We start from the raw sequence: 18,524 nt of genomic DNA, 5'->3' as shown, positions 1-18,524 counted from the left end.
GAGCCGCCGGTCGCTACATGAACTTGGTCTTGTTCGATGCCTGGTAGCTGTGCAACTCGATGCCGGTGACGCCGAAATCGCCCATCTGGCCCATGAACGCCGCCATGTGGTCGGCGCCCATGTGCGCATCGAGCGCAGCCTGGTCGGCCCACTCCTCAAAGATTCGGTAGGTGCCCGCTTCAAGCGGGTCGACATAAAAGCCGTAGCTGACGTTGCCTTCCTCGGCCCTGGTGGCGGTCACCAGCGCCTCCAACGCCACGTGAAAAGCGTCGGCCTTGGACGCATCGAGGCTGACGGTGCCGGAGATGATGATCATGAGCCCTCCCATGGGCGGAGCGCCATGGTGGCACTGCCGAGCCACCGAACCTATCCGAGGACGGGTGCGGGTCAGGCCTTGATGCGAGGGAAGAGCGGGCTTCCCTTTTCCACCGGCAGGCCGCCGGGGTAGCCGCCCCATGCCAGTGCGCCGGGCACCGCAACATCGGTCGGTAGGTCGGGTTGCCCGTCGGCATCGGCCAGCCCGATGCGGCGCCAGAGCTCGGTGGTGGACTCCAACAGGGCGGGCGAGGCCAGCACGGTCACGATCCGCAGAACCTCCAGTGCGTCGCCGAGCACCCGATCGACCTCGGGCCCGGGTTCGGCCTTCCAGGGCTCGTGGTTCTCCAGGTGTGCGTTGGTCTCCCGAATCAGGCGCCAGGTGGCCTCGAGTGCCCTGGGCGGGGACGTGTCGGCCCAGGCGGCGGACGCCTCGGCCACCACGTCGGCGGCGAGCGGGGCCAGCACGCTGTCCGGGTCGGGGGCGGGCCCCACGCCGTCGCACTTCTTGGCCACCACCGTGGCCACGCGGGCGGCCAGGTTGCCCAGGTTGTTGGCCAGGTCGGTGTTGTAGCGGGTGACCATGCCCTCGTAGCTGAAGTCACCGTCCGGACCGAAGGGTTGGTCGCGCAGAAACTGGTAGCGGAACCCGTCCACGCCGAAGTCCTCCACCAGTTCGGCGGGGGTGATCTGGTTGAGTGATGTCTTGGACATCTTCTCCCCGCCCACCAGCAGGTAGCCGTGCACGTTGAACTGGCGGGGCGGAGCCTCGCCGGCGGCCAGCAGCATGGCGGGCCAGTACACACAGTGGAACCGCAGAATGTCCTTGGCCAGCAGGTGATGGACCGCCGGCCACCAGGTGTCGAAGCGTTCGCGGTCGTCGTGGTAGCCGATGGCGGTGACGTAGTTGATCAGCGCGTCGTACCAGACGTAGAACACGTGGCCCTCGGCCCAGGGCACCGGGATGCCCCATTCCACGGCCGACCGGCTGACCGAGATGTCGCGCAGGCCGCCCCGGATCAGGCCGAGTGCCTCGTTGCGCTTGCCGTCGGGCTGAACGGCGTTGGGGTTGGCCTCGTACCAGTCGAGCAGCGGTTGTGTAAACGCTGAAAGGCGGAAGAACCAGTTCTCCTCGGCCAGCCACTCCACCGGCTTGCGATGGATGGTGCACAGCGGCGTATCGCCACCGTCGAGCGCCGGGTCGAGTTCGTCGTCGGTGTAGTACGCCTCACACGGGACGCAGTACCAGCCCTCGTAGGTGCCCGAATAGATGTGGCCGTTGTCGTAGATTCGGCCCATGAACTTCTGCACGGCCTCGATCTGGCGGGGCTCGGTGGTGCGGATGAAGTCGTCGAAGCCAATGCCAAGTTGGTCCCAGGCGTCGCGATATCGCTGAGCGTTCAACTCGGCGTGCTTGGCCGGGGCTCGGCCGGCGGCCTCGGCGGCGCGGGCCACCTTCTGACCGTGTTCGTCGGTGCCGGTGAGAAAGAACACATCGTCGCCGATGAGGCGGTGCCATCGGGCGAGGGCATCCGCGGTCACGGTGGTGTAGGCGTGTCCGATGTGGGGCGCATCGTTGACGTAGTAGATCGGGGTTGTCACGTAGTAGCGGCTCACCCGGTCGAGGTTATCGACGACGCCGCGGCGTCCCGAATCAGTTCGGCCTCTCGCCCCGACCGGTAGTATCTGACGTACCGTCAGATTTCGTGGGCATCAGCAACTGGGCGCGCGGCTACCGGGACACAGCCAGCAGGGAGGGGCGATGGTCGCCATGATCGGTGAGGGTGAGCAGCTTCGGGGCGTTCAGCTGCCGATCCAGTCGAAGAGCCCCACCTTTGTTCAGCCGTGGGAGGCCGATGCCGGTCCCGCCGAGTTGGCCCGTATCGCAGCGGCCGCCGATGAGTCCCGGCTGGGTTACGTGGCGGTCTGCGATCACGTTGCCGTGCCCACGGACCTGAACATCAGCTCCACCTGGTATGACACGGTGGCCACGCTGGCGTGGCTTGGCGCCCGCTGCCCCAACCTCTGGCTGCTCAGCCACGTCTACGTTGCCGCCTACCGGCATCCGTTGGCTGTGGCGAAGAGCTTCGCAACGCTGGACGCGCTCACCGGCGGCCGAGTGATCCTCGGCGTGGGCGCCGGCCACGTGCAACGCGAGTTCGAGGCGCTTGGCGTGAACTTCGATGATCGTGGCTCGGCGCTGGAGGAGGCGATCGTTGCGGTGCGCACGGCGTTCGAGGCCGCCAATCCCGGCGACGTCGACGCCGGGTTCAGCCTTGTCGGCAAGCGTTATCCGGCCACCTCGGTGCGGGTTGGCCCGGCCCCGACACGCCCGGGCGGCCCGCCGATCTGGGTGGGTGGATCCTCGCCGGCGGCGGTGCGGCGCGCCGCCCAGTTGGGTGACGGCTGGCTTCCGCAGGGGCCACCGAAGGGCGGTATGCGGGCCGCGATTCAACGCATCGGCGAGTTGCGCGAGGCGGCCGGACGAGTCGACGAGCCGTTTGCAGTGGGCGTGCTGTGCGAGCCGATCCGCCTGGGCGATCCCATCGAGGGCCAACCCGATTACACCCTGAGCGGCCCGGCCGAAAACGTCGCCGACCGTCTGGCCCGTTACGCCTCCCGCGGTATCAACCAGCTTCAGCTGAGCTTCCTTGCCACGTCGGTCGATGACTACTGCGACCAACTGCTGCGTTTCGGTCAGGAGGTGGCACCACATCTGCCACCATCGCCGGCCCTGCCATCCGACCCGGCTGCCTGACCCGCCGACCGATCCAACCCGCCGTCCGAACCTTCACCCCGACCCGATCACGACGATCCCACCGACCGAGAAACGGAACCCCACCGCCATGAGCAGCACCGACGAAGCAGCCACCAACGCACCCGATCCCGATCAGCCGTGGACGTTGATCATCGGCGGCGACCGCCCAGCCGGCGGCGCAGGCACCTACGACGTCATCAACCCGGCCACCGAGGCGGTTGTGGGTCGCGCCCCCGAGGCGACCACCGACCAGGCCGCCGACGCCGCGGCGGCTGCCGCCGAGGCGTTCGAGTCGTGGTCACGCACCACCCCCGAGCTCCGCTACGAGCTGCTCAACCGTGCCGCCGAGCTGATCGATTCCCACGCCGCCGAGTTGGTGCCGCTGGTGCAGGCTGAGACCGGCGCCACGATGCGCGTCACCAAGTCGATGCAGGTGCCTCAGGCGGCGGCCCGGTTCCGTCGCTACGCCGAGGGGGCCAAGGAGTCGCCGGTAACCCCGCTGCGCCCGCAGAGCGTGCCGTCAACCGCGTTGGCCCCCGGCGGTGTGATCTCGGCGATCGCCAACCGGGCCCCGGTCGGCGTGGTCACCGCGATCTCGTCGTACAACTTCCCGGTGGTCAATATGGCGGGCAAGGTGGCCCCGGCCCTGGCGATGGGCAACACGGTCATCATGAAGCCCGCACCGCAGGATCCTCTCGGCGTCATCCGCATGGCCGAGCTTCTCGTGGAGGCCGGGTTCCCGCCCGGCGTCGTCAACTGTGTCGTCAGCCAGGATGTGGCCCCCTCCGAGGTGCTGACCACCGACGAAAATGTCGACATGGTGAGCTTCACCGGCTCGACAGCCGTCGGGCAACGCATCGGTGAGGTGTCCGGCGCCCGCATGAAACGCCTCCTGCTGGAGCTGGGTGGCAAAGGCGCCTGCATCGTGTTGGACGACGCAGACCTGAAGGCGGCCATCGGTGGCATCTCCTCCGTGTGGGGCTTCCACTCCGGGCAGATCTGCACCAGTCCCACCCGGGTGATCGCCCAGCGGGGCATCTACGACCAGCTGGTGGCGGGTCTCACCAAGACCGCCGCCTACATGCCGGTTGGGGACCCCCTGGAGCGGGGCACCGTGGTCGGCCCGGTCATCTCGGCGGCACATCGAGCGCGGGTGGAGGGCTACATCGAGGCCGGGCGGGCGGAGGGGGCGACCATTGCGGTCGGCGGCGAACGCCCCGACATGGAGCGGGGCTTCTACGTGGCGCCCACCCTGCTGGCCGACGCCACCAATCAGATGACGCCGGTGCGGGAGGAGATCTTCGGCCCGGTGGTTGCGGTGGTGCCCGTCGACGACGCGGAGGAGGCGATTGCCGTCGCCAACGACTCCGACTTCGGACTCTACAGCTATGTCTTCACCAGCGACTCGGCGGTGGCGCTGGACATGGCCAAGCGGCTTCGCTCCGGCAACGTTGGCCTCAACACGCTGCAGCGCAACCACGAGGCCCCCTTCGGTGGGTTCAAGCAGTCAGGCGTGGGGCGCGATGGCGGCTCCTACGGCCTGCATGCCTACAGTGAACTGCAGAGCATCGTCTGGTCCAGCTGAGCGCTGCCGTTTGGTCAACCAACCGATCTGCGGCGGCCGAGCCTCAATCGGACCGATCGGCCCGATCGATGGCCGGCTCGGCGTCGTTGGGGGGCGAGAGCCAACGCACGAGGGCGGCCAACACCAGCACCGGTACCACTGCGGGGCCCACGGGCTGGAGCCCTTCGATCACCAGGTAGGCGATGGCGGCGGCGCCGGCCGTCACTCCGAGCACGGCCGCCCACAGCGGGGTCCCGGTGCTTTGCGGCGCCAACAACGAGCGCACCTCAACCGGTGCGGCCCGACGTAGGATTGGCGAGAGAACCACCGCCAGCACGCCGAACCACAGCGGCCTGGTGGCCCACCACAGCGCCGAGCCGGGCGTGGGTTGGGCAATGCCGAGGGATGCGGCCAGCGCTACCAGGCACACCCCGATGGCCATCGCCGTCAGGTGCCACAAGTACAGGGTCATGCCACCTGCGCCGATCCGCATGACCGGCGTCCAGTAGCGCTCCTGGGCCAGGACGGATCGCAGCCGATCCCAGGCCGCCAGGATCAAGCCCAGCTGCGCGCAGCCCAGGGCCAGCAGGGCGATGCTCGGCGGCGCCATGTTGGACACCTTGCCACCAACGCCCACCATGGAGAGGCCATACGGGCCGATGCCCACCAGAAGACCGAGGGCCAGGTAGCCGCCTCCGGCGAGCATCCACCAACGATCGCGGTTTGCCACCAGCCGGTCCCAACTCATACCCACCTGGGTGAGTGCGGCCCAGACGAAGACGAAGTTCAATGAGGCCAGTGCGGTGTCGTGGTCGTTGAAGCGCAGAACGTCGACGGCGACGGCGGCGACGGCCCAGGGGACGACCGCCCAGATGCCCAGCCGGGTCTGAAGACGCACCAGCAGCGGGGTCATCGCTGTGATCACCAGGTACACGCCGAGGAACCACAACGGCTTGGTCACCAGACGGTGGCCCCCATGAACCAGCCGGGGGTCCAGAAACGGCTGGGCCACGGCGACGACCACCAGCCAGACGGCCAGCAGCCCAATCGCCGGCGCCAGCAGGCGGCGCATGCGGTTGGCCACCCAGTCAGCCCACCGGCCACCCCGGTTGACGGTCCGGGTCCACGAGACGGCGTTGGCAAACCCACCGACGATGAAGAACAGCGGCATCACCTGCAGCACCCAGGTGAGCCATTGGGTCCACGGACGTAGCTCCAGCATGTTGGCGAGTTGCACCCGGTAGGCGCCGGTGCCCGTTGCTTCGGTGCCGATGGCGGCCATCAGCCAGTGACCGGCCACCACCACCACCAGGCAGCCGGCACGAACGGCGTCAACCACCCGATCTCGCTCGGCCGGGTCGGTTTCGGTTGCGCCGGGCCGGTTGGCTTCGGGTTGGGGCTGGGTGTTTGGCCGGCCGGACTCGTTGGTGAACATGGCCCCATCTTGGGCGCGCACTCCATCGGTGTCCGGTGGGTCAACCCCCCAATCATCGCTGGGGAAGGCCCCAGCGTCGGCGCTCACGGCCGGGTTGCGGTCACCAGGTGCGCCGTTGCCGGATACCGCACCCCGGTGCCGTCGTGGTGTGGGGCCAAGACCTTGCGAAGTACAACATTCATCGGCTCCAACAGCTCTGGATGGTCGTGCAGGGTCGGCGCCATGGCCGACCCCGAGGTCAGGAAGTTGACGGTTGATTCAACGGAGCCCGGGCCTCCCAGGTAGAGGTCGTTCGTCAGCGTTCGCACGGATGCGTTGGTCCACCCGGCACGCTCAAGCAGGTCGGTGGGGCGGGTGGGATCGGCCATGGAGAACGGTCCTGGGGCATCCCGCGGCGGCTCGGCGGGCGGGGCCGCCAACACGTGCTCCAAGATTGGAAGTGCGGCGTCGCGCGGCTCGGTGAACCATGGGTTGTCCTGCAGCGCGGCCCAGCACACCAGGCCAAGGCGGGCGCCCGGTGCGGCTGCCGAGGCCAGGTTGGTGAAGGCCGCCACGGGGTCAGCAAAAAACATGATCCCGAATCGGCTGGCGATCACGTTGTAGGCACGGCTCTGGTTGAGCGCCGCCAGGTCGGCCACCTGCACGTCGGCGACCGCAAAGGAGGGGCGTCGGTTGCGCTCGGCGCCGGACGCGTCGGCAGCGGCCCGGGCTCCCGCCACCATGGCGTGCGACAGGTCCACTCCCACGGCAGCGCCGGCGGGTGTGACCTCGACGGCGAGTTCTCTCGTGGTGTACCCGGTGCCGCAGCCCACATCCAGGCAGTGCTCACCAGGCACCGGTTTCAGGGCGTCCATCAACGCGTCGGTGTAGGCCCGAAGTTGCCCGTCGTAGGCGACGCTGCGCCGAACCCACGACTGGCCTCGGCTGCCACCCCAGAAGTCGCGCATCGGGGTGTTGCCCGGGTCGATCGGGGAGAGCGGTGCGGTGTCAACCATCCCGCCAGTACAGCAGGCGGCACCAAATCCGTATGGTTCATCGGTAGTGGCGCGTGGTTAGGCCGAACGTTCGGCGGGGTCCTCCAGACCACCGGCGTCGTGGCGCAGGCCGGGAGTCCGTTCCCCGGCACCGACCTCGGCCTCCGGGATGATGCGGCTGGCCCGGTCGTAGGTGACGTAATTCCAAGCCCAGTTCACCAACACGTTGGCCCGGTTGCGGAAGCCCACCAGCTGCACCAGGTGCAGTGCCAGCCAGGCCAGCCAGCCGATCAGCCCCGACAGGCGCAGCCCACCGGGCAGTTGGGCAACCGCTGATGCCCGACCCACGGTCGCCATCGAACCCTTGTCGGTGTAGTGGAAGGCGCTGGTCGCCTCGCCGTCCAGACGGCGATGGATCATGGCCGCGACGTGCGTTCCGCCCTGTATGGCCACCGGCGCCACTTGTGGGAGGGGTGTACCAGAGTGGTCGGTGGCCGCCGCCAGGTCGCCGATGACGAAGACCTCCGGATGCCCGGGGAGCGACAGGTCGTCGCCCACCGGGATACGCCCGGCCGGTCCGTTCGCCAGATCGAGCGCGTCAGCCAGTGGACTGGCACGGATCCCGGCGGCCCACACCATCGTGTGGGCCGGAATCACCGCTCCTTCGCCCAGCATGCGGCCGCTGACCACCACCGAGGTTCGGTGTACCTGGTCGACGGTGGTCCCGAGGAGCACCTCCACCCCCCGACGTTCCAACGTGGCCTTCGCTTTGGCGCCCAGCTTGGGATGGAACGGGGGCAACAGTGTGTCGCCCATTTCCACCAGCACCACCCGGGCACGGCGGAGGTCCAAGCGGGGGAAGTCGTGGCGCAACACGTGCTCGATCAGCTCGACCATCCCGCCGGCCAACTCCACGCCGGTGGGACCGCCACCGGCGATCACCACGTTCAACAGCCCGTCGTCGATCAGCTCGGGCCGAGCGTCCGCCTCCTCGAAGCAGCTGAGCACATGAGCCCGCACCGCCAGGGCGTCCCGGAGCGACTTCAGCCCAAAGGCATGCTCGGCGACGCCCGGAATGCCATAGGTGTTGGTGACGGCTCCGGCAGCCAACACCAGGTGGTCGTAGCTCAGCTCGGATCCGTCGGCCAACGCGAGGGTTCGACCGTCGAGGTCGCCTCCGACCACCCGGGCCATGTGCACCGAGACGTTGGCCTGTCGGTGGAAGATGCCCCGGGCGGCGTAGGTGACGTCGCCGGCGTCCAGCCCGGCGGTGGCCACCTGGTAAAGCAGGGGTTGGAACGTGTGGTGGTTGTGGGCGTCGACCACGGTGACGTCCACCGGGACGTCGTCCAGCGCCCGGGCGGCGGCCAACCCACCGAACCCGGCGCCGACCACCACCACGTGATGGCGGCGGTGTCCCGGATCCAGCGCGGGTCGCCGTCGACGTGTGTGCAGCCGGTCCATCACGTCAACCTACGTCGCCTGGGGCTCGACCCACACTGGGGGTTCGGGCGGATCCCGAGTTCCGGGCGTGGTCGTGGTTTCGGGCCGGGTTGGCGAGGTCTGGTCGAAGCGACGGGCGGCCAGCGTGCCGAACGCGGCAGCGGCCAAGGCCCCGACACCGCCGATGAGCACCGGGGCCCGTGCACCCAGCGCGTCGGCGACGGCTCCCAGGATCGGTCCGCCGATCGGCGTGGTGCCGATGAGGAGCACCATCTGCACCGCCAGCACCCGGCCGAGCATTCGGTTGTCGGTTCGCAGTTGGGCGATGGCGGTGGTTCCGGTCATGTAGCCGATGCCCATGGCGCCGACCGCCACCGCCACGGCAGCCGCCACCACCGGGTTGGGCACGAACGCGAGCACCAGCATCGAGGCACCCAGCCCAGCGGCGGCCCGGGCGACGTTGGTGATGGTCACGACCGATCGCCGAGCGGTCACCAGCGCCCCGACCAGTCCCCCGGCGCTGAAGGCCGCGTACACCAACGTGTAGGCGCGGTCGCTGCCGTGCAGGGCCTTGACGACGAAGAGCGGAAAGGTGACGGAGAAGTTGTAGCTGATGAGTCCGATGATCAGCAGCATCGCGAAGGTGATCCACAGCTCCGGCACCCCGGTGATGTAGCGCAGTCCCTCCCGCACCTGCCCGGCGCCGCGTGGTGTGCGGGGCGCCCGCCGCAACTCGTCAGGGCGCATCAGCGCCAGCGAACCCAGCACGGCCACGTAGGACACGGCGTCGATCGTGAACGTCCAGCCGAACCCGACGGTCACGATGAGCACGCCGGCGATGGTCGGCCCGGCGATGCGCGCGAGGCTGTTCATCGCGCTGTACAGCGACACGGCGTTGGCGACGTCCCCGATCGGCACCAGCTCGTTGACGAACGGTCGGCGCACCGGGTTGTCGACGGCCAGTGACAGGCCGCCGATGAAGGCGACCACGTAGAACGCGCCAATCGGGGCATGGTCCATGAAGGCCAGCACGCCCAACGCCGCCGACTGGCACATCGCCAGGGCCTGGGTGAGCATCAGCAGGTTGCGCTTGTTGGACCGGTCGGCGATCAGCCCCGCCCAGGCCGAGAACAACAGCACTGGTCCGAACTGGCAGGCCGACAGCAACCCGATGGCCATGCCGCTGTCGGTCCTGCGCAGGATCAGCAGCGTGAGGGCCACCATCGTCATCCAGTTGCCCACCTGGGAGATGGTCTGTCCGACGAAGAACAGCCGGAAGTTTCGCGATGCGAGTGAGGCGAAGATGCTGCGACGCCCAACCGGCGCGGCCGCACCAGGTTCGTCGTCGGGCGGTGGCGACTGTGGGTGTTGAGCACCGCCGTTCGGGTGGTCGGGAGAGCGTCGAGCGATTCCCCATGGCTACACCCGTCGGGGTCCGCCGACCCGCCGGGGAGTGTCGACGTTGAGCCTGAAGGCGGTACGGTGCGCCGCCATGGTGCGCCCCACGAGCCCGACCGTGATCTTCGATCTGGACGGGGTGTTGATCGACTCCGAACCCCGATGGGAGGCGGCCGAGGTGGAGGTGTTCGCCGAGGTGGGAGTTCGCCTCGACGCCGCCGACACCGCCTCGACCACCGGGCTGCGGGTCGACGAGGTGGTCGGGCACTGGCTGGCCCGTCGCCCATGGGACGTCACGGCACCGAACTCATCGGTGGGCGCCGTGGCCAACGCGATCGTCGATGCCATGGTCGATCATGCGCAGAACGGCCCCATCGAGATCGCAGGAGCGACCGGTGCCGTCGCTCGGCTGGCCGCAGCCGGTCATCGGCTGGCCGTGTGCTCGTCGTCGCCCAGGCGCCTGATCGACGCCTCGCTGCTGGGCCTGGGGCTTGGCGATCGCTTCGAGCGGGTGCACTCGGCCGAGGACGAACCCGCCGGGAAACCGCATCCGGCCTGTTACCTGAGCACTGCAGCGTTGCTCGGCGTTCGGCCCGGCACGTGCGTGGCCATCGAGGACTCGGTCAACGGCGCCATCGCCGCAGCGGCCGCCGGCATGCGGGTGGTCGCCGTCCCGGCTGCCGCGCAGGCAGATGATCCACGGTTCGAGTTTTGTGATCGGGTGCTGCGCAGCTTGGACCGCGTCGATGCCGAGACGATCGACACCCTTCGTCAACTCAGGTGAACGTGGGCTCGTCCCACCACGGATACCAGTCCGGCAGGTCGGCGGGCAGCGATTGGGTCCACACCGGCGGGCGTTTCTCTAGAAACGACCCGATGCCCTCGGCCGCGTCGCTGCCGCGGCCCTGGGCCACCACCGCCCGGCTGTCGATGCGGTGGGCCTCCATGGGGTGGGCGGCGCCGAGACCACGCCACATCATCTGGCGGGTGAGCGCGGCCGACACCGGGGCCGATCCGGCGATGAAACGTCGGGCCAGCTTCCGGGCATCCTCCACCAGCTCGTGAGGCGCATGAAGCGAGCGCACCAGACCGGCGGTCAAGGCCTGGTCGGCTCTGACCAGGCCGGCGGTGTAGCACCACTCCAGCGCGGTGGAGATGCCCACGATGCGAGGAAGGAACCACGACGACGTCGCCTCGGGCACCAGACCCCGGGCGTTGAACACGAACCCAAAACGGGCGGTTCGGCTGGCCATGCGGATGTCGGCGGGCAGACACATAGTGACGCCGATGCCCACCGCATCGCCCCCGATGGCGGCGATGATGGGCTTGGTGCAGCGGAACATTCTCAGCACCACGATGCCGCCGGTGTCGCGTATGGCGTCGGGGCCGTCGCCTCGCATGTCATCGATGCCGCCATAGAACGCCACCACGGGGTCGTCGCCCGCAGCGTCGGCCTCGTCACCCCCGAAGACCGAGTCGCCCCGGGCTTCGTAGTCGAAGGTCGACGTGCCCGCCGCCAGGTCCGCCCCCGCACAGAACGCCTTGCCCTCACCGGTGATGATCAGGGCCCGCACGTCGTCGTCGGCGTCCACCAGGTCGAGCACCGCGATGATCTCGGCGGCCATCAGCGACGTGAAGGCGTTCAGACGTTCTGGCCGGTCCAACGTCAACGTGGCGATCTGATCGCTCACCTCGTAGCGGATGGTCTCAAAGTCGTTCCCCATCGGCGAAGTCTGTCAGAGCGGCCCCCACCCTGAAGCTGTCAGGGCCTCGTCGCACGGCGCCTGCGTATCACGAGCCCGAGCGTCCATCCGATCGACGATGCGAGCATGAACCCCAGCATCAGCCAGATCGGTCCCCAGCTCAGGTGGACCCCGTTCTCCGGTGTGCCGTCGGGAATCCGACCGGAAGATCGCCGGGCGACGGCCTGCCCGAAGAGGTCGTCCGCACCGCGTCCGTCGCCGGAGCCAAAGTTGTTGCTCGACCACCCGAGGCGAGACACGATCTGCAGGTCCACGAGGAGCTTTCTGTCCAAGCGCGCTCGACGTGACCGGCCGGCAGGGCGCTGAGGCGCCGCTTCCACCCCTTCACCAGCTCAGCTCCACGACCGAAGGCCGGCATCGAGCGGGTGACACCGTCGCACCCTATCTATCGATGCTCGATGGCCTTGGCGCTGTGCCGATCGACCGAGTCGTGTCGACCGGTGGCGGAGTTCGGACGTCCGGGGGAGACTGCATGGGCTCGCCGCCCGAAGGAGGCCCATGACCGACGAGATTCTCGACGTTGACCTGCTGGCCTTCGAGTCGGGCGACGATGCGGTGCGGCGTGCCGTGGTCGATGGCGTCATGCGATCGCTGGAGACCGGGTTCGTCTACACCACCCACGACATGGGCGAGGGCTTCCTCGACGAGGCCTACGGCTACCTTGCCGAGTTCTTCGGCCGCGACGCCGACGAGAAGGACCGGTTCCGTGCTCCGGGGTCGATGGGGCAGACCGGCTACACCGGCCTGCTGGTGGAGACCGCGGCCGTCAGCGACACGCCGGACTGGAAGGAGATGTTGAACTGGGGCGAGACCGTGCCCGAGGGCCATCCCCTGCGTCGCCGCTATCCGCATCGCTACGCCGACCTGGTGTTGCCCGAGGCTGCGGTGCCCGGCATCACGGACGTGCTCATGGAGTTCCATCGGCGCATGGCCGATCTGCAGCGTCGGTTCCTGCGGATCATCGCCCTGGGGCTCGGCGCCGCCGAGGGGTTCTTCGACGAACTGGTGCGAGACGGTGCGACGCTCACCCGGGCCATCCATTACCCGGCGATGGACCTGGCGCCCGGCGTCAACCACCTGTGGGCGGGCGAGCACGCCGACATCAACCTGATCACGGCACTACCCCGGGCCACCTCGAAGGGGTTGCAGGTGCAGGTGGACGATCGGTGGGTCGATGCGGTGCCGCCGGACGGCCACGCCATCATCAACACCGGCATCATGTTGGAGCGGCTGTCCAACGGGTATATCCCGGTTGGCTGGCACCGCGTGGCCGCCGACCCCGAGGCGCCCGGGGAGCGCTACTCGGTGGTGCAGTTCTGCCACCCGACGCCCTGGACCATCCTGGCGCCCATCGAGGCTTGCATCACCACGGACAACCCGCAGCGCTACACCGGCATCGAGGCGGGTGATCTGCTCGACCAGGTGTTGTGGCAGATAAACCTGGTCGAAGATGGCCGCCGAGTGTCGTAGGCGGTCTCACCGCCGCGATGGTCGCACTTTCCTACTTTCGGAATGTATGCTTGTTCCATGGCGCGAACCACGTTGCGGGCAAAGGGTCAGATCACTTTGCCGGAGGAGATCCGGAGTTCGGCACGTCTTGAGGAAGGCGACCTCCTTGATGCTGAGCTGACCGAAGATGGCATTTTGCTGCGGCCGCAGAAGGTCATCGATGCCACGCAAGCGTGGTTCTGGTCGCCGGAATGGCAGGCTGGCGAGCGCGAGGCCGACCTTGATCGTGCCGCTGGTAGGAGCGAGCGCTTTGAGTCAGCTGAGGAGTTCCTCGATGCGCTTTCGGCGAGAGCCAAGCCGTCTGGCACTGCGGCGACGAGCTAGTCGGCGGTGCCGACCTTCGAATGGCTTGGCCGGTTCCGCGCCGACTTCGACCACCTCTCGCCGGCGCAACAGGCAGCGTTCCTGCTGGCTGTCCGCCAACTCGTTGCGGATCTTGCTGAAGATCGGCCTCTCCGAAAGGGGTTGCGGGTCAAGGGTGTCCAGGGCGCCAAGGGCATCTTTGAAATGACCTGGGCTCCGGATGGCCGGGCAACCTTTGAGTATGGCGATGAAGCCGTTCAGGGTGAAGCCCACGTGATGTGGCGTCGTATCGGGACCCACGCGATCTTCTCCCGGCCTTGAGCGCCCGTGGGCAAACTGATCCTCACCACCGTGTACCCCTTGCCGGCCGGCCGCTTGGCCTCGGACTCCAGGTTGGCCTTGTCGCCGCCCATAAACCCGCCGCCGTAAACCCGCCGCCGTGGGTCAGCACGATGGCGGCTTCGTTCGGGTGCTTTGGCGCTCAGCCCTCGGGCGACTCGCTCGCGGTTGCCTCGAAGCGCACGGTGACGGTGAGCTCGTCGGTTGCTCGCACGATGCCCAGGGTCAGGGTGTCGCCGTCGGCGACCAGCTCAAGTGCCGCGTACAGCTCGGGGATCTGGGTGATCTCGCCGTCGCCGACAGCGACGATCAGGTCGCCACGCTTCAAACCGGCAGCGTCGGCCGGCGAGCCGTCGTCCACGTCGCGGATCAGGATGCCGTCGCGCTCGGGCAGGCCAACCGAGGCTCGCAGGTGGCGGGCGGCCTTGGGCGGGGCGATGCTGATGCCCAGCGTGCGCGGCCGGACGTCCACGCCCTCCGACAGGCGATCCACGATGGAGCGGAGATCCGTCGTGGCGGGGCGGGCCAGGTAGAAGCCGTCGCCGAGGCGGTGTGTATTGATGCCGAGCACGGCGCCGGTGCGGTCGACCACGACCCCGCCGGAAGCGCCCCGGGGCAGGGGTGCGGTGTGCTCGATGGCGCCGGTGATGGGTCGGCGGTGCGGGCCGCGGAACGTGCGGTCGGTCGCCGACACCGTGCCCCACGTCAGCCGGGCGCCCTGCTGGGAGGCCGAAGCGGCGAACACGATCTGGCCCAATTCAGCGGGCTCGGCCGACCAGGTGACTGCGGGGCGATCGCCGGTGTCCACTTCCAGTACCGCCAGGTCACCGGCCGGGTCGACGCCCAGCAGCGCGCCCTGGGTGCCGTCGGGGAAGTTCACCTGGGTGGTGCGGTCGCGCAGGTTGTGGGCCGAGGTCAACACCCGGTTGGGTGCAACGATCACCCCCGAGCCCCGGCTTCGGCGGCCGATGCCCACGATCGAGTCGAGCACGGAGGAGGCGGCTCGGGTGGCGTGCTCCAGCGCATCCAGCACCGAGTCGCTCTGGGCCTTGGATGGGCTGTTGGTGGATGTGGGGTCGTTGGATGCGGATTCGGTGGTCGTGGTGGTGCTCATGGGTTCGCCTTGGGGTGTAGGTAGTGACTTGCTATCGAATAGTAACCACACCTCGGGGTGGCGCCAACGCGCCCCACGTGGCAACACGTTGTCTGAACCTTGCGGGCGGCCCCGTCTTGGGCCAACGTTGGGCATGGCAGCCCCCGCACATTCGCCAGGTCGCCGGCCGCCGGGGCGAATGCGCCGCAACGCTGCAAGCGGCCTGGCGCCAGGTTCCGTCCGGCTACCGGGCTTGGATGCGGCGCTGCGGCGGGTTGGGGACCGCTGGACACCACTGGTGCTCGTGGAGTTGGCCGCTGACGACGCCACCTTCGGCGAGCTGTCCGAGCGGTTGGATGGGATCGCTCCGAACGTGCTCACCAAGCGGTTGCGGTCGCTGGAAGCCGACGGCCTCATCACCTCCGAGCCCTACCAGCAGCGGCCGCTTCGGGTGCGCTACCGGCTGAGCGACACCGGCCGACAGCTCGGTTCGGTGTGGTCGGCCATGGGGGCGTGGGGTTCGACGCACCTGGTCGATGGAGGCGACGGCGCCGCGGCGCCGTCGCACGGAGTCTGCGGGTCCGACCTGGAACTCCGTTGGTATTGCCCCACCTGCGACGAGGTGGTCGGCGCCGACCACGATGAGGCCGTCCATCTGTGAGCTGGGCCGATGGTGGCGTCCCCTCACTGATCCCAAATGTTCAAGACGGTCGGCCAAGTCAGCGAGGATGATGGCCCCATGACGAAGCCACACCTGCAACCCCGCCTGGTCGTGCGCGATGCGCCCAAGGCCATCGAGTTCTACGTGAGCTCTCTCGGCGCCGAGGAGGTCGACCGCTACACCGAGCCATCCGGCAAGGTCGTGCACTGCGAACTCCGCATCGGGGACGATGTCTTCTCACTCACCGAGGAGGATGTCGACCACTCACCATCTCCCCTCGCAATCGGTGGGTCCGGCCTGCTGCTCCGGCTGATGGTGCCCGACGCCGATGCGGTTGGGCAGGCGATGGAGGCGGGCGGCGCCGAGGTGATCGTCCCCATCGAGGCCCGCTATTACGGACCCCGTGAAGGCCGGCTCCGCGACCCATTTGGGCACCTGTGGATCCTGAGCCAAGCAGGGGAGGACCTGTCTCCCGAGGAAGTCCAGGACCGCATCGACCGGGGCGCCTGATTCGCCGGGTCACCGACCACGTGTAGTTACATTCGTGATACACTCGAGCCATGGCGCAAGCAATTTCGGTTCGACTTGACGACGAAGCGGAGCGGGCGCTTCGCTCGCTCCAGCAGTCTGGGAGGTCTCGATCGGATGCGATCCGATCAGCACTCGTCGATGCGGCTGCTCGCCAAGGCCGAAGCTCGCAACTGGCGGCCGAGTCCGCTGCGCTTGAGGCCGACGACGAGGATCGCAGAGAGATGCTTGCGGTGGCTGAAATGATGGATTCGCTTCGTGCTCCGCGGTGATGTGTACCGGTTCTTGGTGCCCAAGGGCACCGGGCTCGAACAACGAGGCAACCGCTACGGCGTCCTGATTCAAGCGAACGAGCTTTTGCCTCGGTCGGTTGTTCTCATGGCTCCGACGTCGCTGAGTGCCCGCCCGGCCTCCTACCGGCCCGAGGTCGAGGTGCGCGGCGAGCGAACACGAGTGCTGGTCGAGCAGATGGCGGCCGTCGATGTCGCTCGACTCGGCGAGCTCGAGGGCCACTTGGGCCCGGAGGAGCTCTGGGGTGTGGACGAGGCAATCGCGACGGTTGTTGGGCTGCGTGGTTCCACTTCCTGATGTCGCTCACGGCAGGCGGATGCCGGTGGCCGTTGGCTGGGCATGGTTGTTGCGACCATACGGCTCAGTGGTTTGTCACTGGGCGCATCTCCCGATATCATGACCATCACGCCGCGGGGTGGAGCAGTCTGGTAGCTCGTCGGGCTCATAACCCGAAGGTCGCAGGTTCAAATCCTGCCCCCGCCACCAACGAAATCGGCAACAGAAGGCCCGGAATCCCAAGGGATTCCGGGCCTTTGTCATTCCTAGACGCGCCGAGGCGGCCAGAATTCGGGGCCGTGTCAAACAGGTCAAACGGGGTCATCCGCCAGCAATGGCCACGATCTTGCCCGTTGACGCCGCACCGTGGCGTTCGCCCGACTTCATTGTCCACCGATAGAACCGTGCGGCGGCGACGCCTGATCTAAACAGCTCGATCTGTCAGATATAGTCGACACGTGGTCGAGGTCATCAGGACGCACGACTTCGACGTGGCCAACTATCTCGTCGATTTGGACGACATCGCCGGTTACCTCGAGCTTGCGATCGAGGAGTCGGACGATGATCCCTTCGCGGTCCCGCGTGCTCTGGGGGTAATCGCGCGCACGCAGAACATGAGCGCGTTGGCGTGCCGTGTCGGGATGAGTCGCGACGGGCTCTACAAGGCGCTGTCGGCTGACGGTAATCCCACGTGGACCACGATTCTCAAAGTGACGACCGCTCTCGGGCTCCGCTTCGAGCTGCATCCCGTCGCATGAGCTCAGCAACAACCGGCAGCGTCAGTGTGTAGTGATGAACGACACCGCAGTAGTCGTCGCCGCCAGCGATCGAGACGCCATGGTCTGGGCGTCGAGGTCGATGCGGCTGGTGACGTGTCGGGCGATTCGATGGAGTCAGGGACGGAACGGAAAGTAGTTCTCGAATCCCCTCCTTGTGACAGATGCTACGGTTGGTGCAGATAGAGCAGATAGCGTGGAGGTTTATCATGACCGAAATCTTGACTCGAGATGCTGACAAATTGCACCAAGCGCTGGCGAAAGTCGGCGACGAGGTCCGCCTGTCTGTCTCGCGGGAGACCGCCGAGTGGATGGCACGGCTCGTCGATGCCAAGGTCAGCGGCCACGACGTTGTGCTCACGAACAGTCTTGGGGATGTCACGCCGACCCAGGCTGGTCAGTTGCTGGGCATGTCCCGGCCCCAGGTCCGCAAGCTCATGGACGACGGCAAGCTTGCCTTTCGCAAGGTGGGTACTCACCACCGGATCCCCGTTGTCTCGATTCGGACGTTCCTAGCGGCTGAGCGCGAGCGGCGAGCGCCTGTCCTCGCTGAGCTGGCCAGGCTCCAGAACGATGCGGGACTCGTGGAGTGACTGGCGAGGCCCCGGAGGTTGTCGGCCCTACAAGGATCGTCCTCGGCGATGCCAACGTCCTCTACTCCCGCGTGCTCCGGGACTACCTCGTCTACGCCGCAGACGAGGGTGCCATCTCGATCAGGTGGAGCAGGGCGATCCTCATCGAGGTTGTGAAGCACTTGCAGGTCAACAACTCAACGTTCGACGACAAGCGGGCCGAGCTGCTCATCCGGCTCCTCAACGATGCCTACCCAGAGCCTGAGGTCGAGCCAACGGCACAGGCTCGACGCAAAGTGAAGGGGCTCGTCATGCCCGATGACGACGATCGCCACGTTCTTGTGGCAGCGGTGGCCGCGCACGCGGACATCCTGTGCACCGACAACGTCAAGGACTTCTCACCCGAGGCGATGGCGTCGGTGGGGATCGGGCAGCCCAGGCACCCGATCAGATGATTGACGGCGTTCGGGTTGCCTGACGGCCCGGGTGCGCAGCCTTGTCGCTGTAGCTCGTCGGGCTCATGACC

At 67.7% G+C, this 18,524-nt stretch carries 21 protein-coding genes and 1 tRNA gene; 14 read left to right on the top strand and 8 right to left on the bottom strand.

Translation table 11 applies throughout. The annotated features are described in order from the left end of the window. Positions 1-13 precede the first annotated feature (13 nt). Together MPARV_RS0106100 and metG are read right to left on the bottom strand one after the other, a co-directional pair. Positions 14-316: a putative quinol monooxygenase gene (locus tag MPARV_RS0106100; protein ID WP_157789476.1), complete on the bottom strand. Its 303-nt coding sequence runs from the start codon at positions 314-316 to the stop codon at positions 14-16. Positions 317-387: 71 nt separating this feature from the next. Then, complete coding sequence (gene metG / locus MPARV_RS0106095) at positions 388-1,932, bottom strand: methionine--tRNA ligase (protein WP_012224071.1); 1,545 nt, start codon at positions 1,930-1,932, stop codon at positions 388-390. A 145-nt stretch (positions 1,933-2,077) separates the two neighbouring features. On the opposite strand from metG, the gene MPARV_RS0106090 reads away from it, so the two are divergent. Next, the gene (locus tag MPARV_RS0106090; protein ID WP_012224072.1) at positions 2,078-3,073 is read left to right on the top strand and encodes an LLM class flavin-dependent oxidoreductase; all 996 of its coding nucleotides are present in this window, start codon (positions 2,078-2,080) and stop codon (positions 3,071-3,073) included. Between the two features lie 88 nt (positions 3,074-3,161). Further along, positions 3,162-4,658, top strand: coding sequence for an aldehyde dehydrogenase family protein (locus tag MPARV_RS0106085; RefSeq protein ID WP_012224073.1), 1,497 nt, complete (start codon positions 3,162-3,164; stop codon positions 4,656-4,658). Between the two features lie 43 nt (positions 4,659-4,701). Here MPARV_RS0106085 and MPARV_RS0106080 read toward each other — a convergent pair whose 3' ends face one another. From MPARV_RS0106080 to MPARV_RS0106065, 4 genes are all read right to left on the bottom strand, one after another. Further along, positions 4,702-6,072, bottom strand: a complete 1,371-nt coding sequence (locus MPARV_RS0106080) for an acyltransferase family protein (RefSeq protein ID WP_157789475.1) — start codon at positions 6,070-6,072, stop codon at positions 4,702-4,704. A gap of 83 nt (positions 6,073-6,155) precedes the next feature. Next, a complete protein-coding gene (locus MPARV_RS22320; protein WP_012224075.1) occupies positions 6,156-7,067 on the bottom strand; it encodes a class I SAM-dependent methyltransferase in 912 nt (303 codons plus the stop codon). Between the two features lie 57 nt (positions 7,068-7,124). Further along, complete coding sequence (locus MPARV_RS0106070; RefSeq protein WP_020377616.1) at positions 7,125-8,510, bottom strand: NAD(P)/FAD-dependent oxidoreductase; 1,386 nt, start codon at positions 8,508-8,510, stop codon at positions 7,125-7,127. A gap of 9 nt (positions 8,511-8,519) precedes the next feature. Further along, positions 8,520-9,794 carry an MFS transporter gene (locus MPARV_RS0106065; protein ID WP_274517207.1) on the bottom strand — a complete coding sequence of 425 codons (1,275 nt, stop codon included), beginning with the start codon at positions 9,792-9,794 and terminating at the stop codon, positions 8,520-8,522. 187 nt (positions 9,795-9,981) lie between these two features. Here MPARV_RS0106065 and hxpB point away from each other — a divergent pair, with 187 nt between their 5' ends. Then, the gene (gene hxpB, locus MPARV_RS0106060; protein WP_031277436.1) at positions 9,982-10,671 is read left to right on the top strand and encodes a hexitol phosphatase HxpB; all 690 of its coding nucleotides are present in this window, start codon (positions 9,982-9,984) and stop codon (positions 10,669-10,671) included. On the opposite strand, the gene MPARV_RS0106055 is transcribed toward hxpB, so the two are convergent. Further along, the gene (locus MPARV_RS0106055) at positions 10,664-11,611 is read right to left on the bottom strand and encodes a crotonase/enoyl-CoA hydratase family protein (RefSeq protein ID WP_012224079.1); all 948 of its coding nucleotides are present in this window, start codon (positions 11,609-11,611) and stop codon (positions 10,664-10,666) included. The two genes, hxpB and MPARV_RS0106055, sit on opposite strands and share 8 nt — an antisense overlap. 537 nt (positions 11,612-12,148) lie before the next feature. Between MPARV_RS0106055 and MPARV_RS0106045 the strand changes: the two genes are divergently transcribed. From MPARV_RS0106045 to MPARV_RS0106035, 3 genes are read left to right on the top strand one after another with little or no spacing between them, the layout of a single operon-like run. Further along, positions 12,149-13,120, top strand: coding sequence for an isopenicillin N synthase family dioxygenase (locus MPARV_RS0106045; RefSeq protein ID WP_020377613.1), 972 nt, complete (start codon positions 12,149-12,151; stop codon positions 13,118-13,120). 57 nt (positions 13,121-13,177) lie between these two features. Then, the gene (locus MPARV_RS20905; RefSeq protein ID WP_012224082.1) at positions 13,178-13,483 is read left to right on the top strand and encodes an AbrB/MazE/SpoVT family DNA-binding domain-containing protein; all 306 of its coding nucleotides are present in this window, start codon (positions 13,178-13,180) and stop codon (positions 13,481-13,483) included. A 6-nt stretch (positions 13,484-13,489) separates the two neighbouring features. After that, entirely contained in the window at positions 13,490-13,783 is a 294-nt protein-coding gene (locus MPARV_RS0106035) for a hypothetical protein (protein WP_020377612.1), read from the top strand. A gap of 160 nt (positions 13,784-13,943) precedes the next feature. On the opposite strand, the gene MPARV_RS20900 is transcribed toward MPARV_RS0106035, so the two are convergent. Then, complete coding sequence (locus MPARV_RS20900; protein ID WP_020377611.1) at positions 13,944-14,915, bottom strand: S1C family serine protease; 972 nt, start codon at positions 14,913-14,915, stop codon at positions 13,944-13,946. 133 nt (positions 14,916-15,048) lie between these two features. On the opposite strand from MPARV_RS20900, the gene MPARV_RS24600 reads away from it, so the two are divergent. From MPARV_RS24600 to MPARV_RS0105990, 8 genes are all read left to right on the top strand, one after another. After that, on the top strand, positions 15,049-15,555 hold the full coding sequence (locus MPARV_RS24600; protein ID WP_157789474.1) for a winged helix-turn-helix transcriptional regulator: 507 nt from the start codon (positions 15,049-15,051) through the stop codon (positions 15,553-15,555). A 78-nt stretch (positions 15,556-15,633) separates the two neighbouring features. Continuing rightward, entirely contained in the window at positions 15,634-16,065 is a 432-nt protein-coding gene (locus MPARV_RS0106020; protein WP_040055481.1) for a VOC family protein, read from the top strand. Positions 16,066-16,115: 50 nt separating this feature from the next. Continuing rightward, positions 16,116-16,355, top strand: coding sequence for a ribbon-helix-helix domain-containing protein (locus MPARV_RS0106015; RefSeq protein WP_012224088.1), 240 nt, complete (start codon positions 16,116-16,118; stop codon positions 16,353-16,355). After that, a complete protein-coding gene (locus MPARV_RS0106010; RefSeq protein WP_020377609.1) occupies positions 16,342-16,671 on the top strand; it encodes a type II toxin-antitoxin system PemK/MazF family toxin in 330 nt (109 codons plus the stop codon). Before MPARV_RS0106015 ends, MPARV_RS0106010 begins: the two co-directional genes overlap by 14 nt. A gap of 112 nt (positions 16,672-16,783) precedes the next feature. Beyond that, a tRNA-Met gene (locus MPARV_RS0106005) sits at positions 16,784-16,860 on the top strand. 248 nt (positions 16,861-17,108) lie between these two features. Next, on the top strand, positions 17,109-17,408 hold the full coding sequence (locus MPARV_RS0106000; protein WP_012224091.1) for an addiction module antidote protein: 300 nt from the start codon (positions 17,109-17,111) through the stop codon (positions 17,406-17,408). 227 nt (positions 17,409-17,635) lie between these two features. Beyond that, positions 17,636-18,019 (top strand): helix-turn-helix domain-containing protein, encoded by a 384-nt coding sequence (locus MPARV_RS0105995; RefSeq protein WP_031277429.1) that lies wholly within the window; start codon positions 17,636-17,638, stop codon positions 18,017-18,019. Then, the gene (locus tag MPARV_RS0105990; protein WP_020377607.1) at positions 18,016-18,453 is read left to right on the top strand and encodes a PIN domain-containing protein; all 438 of its coding nucleotides are present in this window, start codon (positions 18,016-18,018) and stop codon (positions 18,451-18,453) included. Before MPARV_RS0105995 ends, MPARV_RS0105990 begins: the two co-directional genes overlap by 4 nt. Positions 18,454-18,524 lie beyond the last annotated feature (71 nt).

This window comes from Candidatus Microthrix parvicella Bio17-1 (assembly GCF_000299415.1).
Classification (GTDB): domain Bacteria; phylum Actinomycetota; class Acidimicrobiia; order Acidimicrobiales; family Microtrichaceae; genus Microthrix; species Microthrix parvicella.
Note: the sequence above shows the minus strand (reverse complement) of the source record. Positions and strands in the feature narration are given on the sequence as shown.

Bases quoted from the DNA above. Each gene is read 5' to 3' on its own strand.
- MPARV_RS20905 (WP_012224082.1), top strand. From the start codon at position 13,178: ATGGCGCGAACCACGTTGCGGGCAAAGGGTCAGATCACTTTGCCGGAG.
- MPARV_RS20900 (WP_020377611.1), bottom strand. From the start codon at position 14,915: ATGAGCACCACCACGACCACCGAATCCGCATCCAACGACCCCACATCC.
- MPARV_RS0106055 (WP_012224079.1), bottom strand. From the start codon at position 11,611: ATGGGGAACGACTTTGAGACCATCCGCTACGAGGTGAGCGATCAGATC.
- MPARV_RS0106070 (WP_020377616.1), bottom strand. From the start codon at position 8,510: ATGGACCGGCTGCACACACGTCGACGGCGACCCGCGCTGGATCCGGGA.
- MPARV_RS0106085 (WP_012224073.1), top strand. From the start codon at position 3,162: ATGAGCAGCACCGACGAAGCAGCCACCAACGCACCCGATCCCGATCAG.
- MPARV_RS0106015 (WP_012224088.1), top strand. From the start codon at position 16,116: ATGGCGCAAGCAATTTCGGTTCGACTTGACGACGAAGCGGAGCGGGCG.
- MPARV_RS22320 (WP_012224075.1), bottom strand. From the start codon at position 7,067: ATGGTTGACACCGCACCGCTCTCCCCGATCGACCCGGGCAACACCCCG.
- MPARV_RS0106045 (WP_020377613.1), top strand. From the start codon at position 12,149: ATGACCGACGAGATTCTCGACGTTGACCTGCTGGCCTTCGAGTCGGGC.
- MPARV_RS24600 (WP_157789474.1), top strand. From the start codon at position 15,049: ATGGCAGCCCCCGCACATTCGCCAGGTCGCCGGCCGCCGGGGCGAATG.
- MPARV_RS0105995 (WP_031277429.1), top strand. From the start codon at position 17,636: ATGACCGAAATCTTGACTCGAGATGCTGACAAATTGCACCAAGCGCTG.
- MPARV_RS0106020 (WP_040055481.1), top strand. From the start codon at position 15,634: ATGACGAAGCCACACCTGCAACCCCGCCTGGTCGTGCGCGATGCGCCC.
- MPARV_RS0106080 (WP_157789475.1), bottom strand. From the start codon at position 6,072: ATGTTCACCAACGAGTCCGGCCGGCCAAACACCCAGCCCCAACCCGAA.
- hxpB (WP_031277436.1), top strand. From the start codon at position 9,982: ATGGTGCGCCCCACGAGCCCGACCGTGATCTTCGATCTGGACGGGGTG.
- MPARV_RS0106090 (WP_012224072.1), top strand. From the start codon at position 2,078: ATGGTCGCCATGATCGGTGAGGGTGAGCAGCTTCGGGGCGTTCAGCTG.
- MPARV_RS0106100 (WP_157789476.1), bottom strand. From the start codon at position 316: ATGATCATCATCTCCGGCACCGTCAGCCTCGATGCGTCCAAGGCCGAC.